1 protein-coding gene is annotated in these 354 nt (G+C 61.9%); it reads right to left on the bottom strand.

Annotated elements, in window-relative coordinates; translation table 11 throughout:
- A partial coding sequence (locus NR164_RS30305; RefSeq protein WP_256823676.1) for a cadherin-like domain-containing protein occupies positions 1-354 on the bottom strand: 354 nt, incomplete at both ends.

The raw sequence follows: 354 nt of genomic DNA, 5'->3' as shown, positions 1-354 counted from the left end.
TACCTACGCCTGGGTCTTCAGCACCCGTTGCGGTAGTGGTCACAGCCACAGGCGCATCGTTGACCGGAGTCACGGTGATGGTGCCGTTGGCTGGAGCCGAAGTCAGCGGGCTGCCGCCGTCGGCAATACCACCGTCGGTCGCGGTGTAAGTGAAGTTGGCGGTGCCGTTGAAGTTCGCGTTTGGCTTGAAGTAAACGGTCGCTTCGCCGTTGACCGCATCAATAGCGCCGGTCACCGGTTTGGTCATCGCCGCGTCGGTGTAGAACGTACCGTTGGTAGGCGTGCCGACGGTGAAGGACTTCACGTCTGCCACGCCGTCTACGTCGGTGGCGCTCAGCTTGACCGCGATACCTA

This window comes from Pseudomonas sp. Pse79, from assembly GCF_024519615.1.
Lineage (GTDB): Bacteria > Pseudomonadota > Gammaproteobacteria > Pseudomonadales > Pseudomonadaceae > Aquipseudomonas > Aquipseudomonas veronii.
Note: the sequence above shows the minus strand (reverse complement) of the source record. Positions and strands in the feature narration are given on the sequence as shown.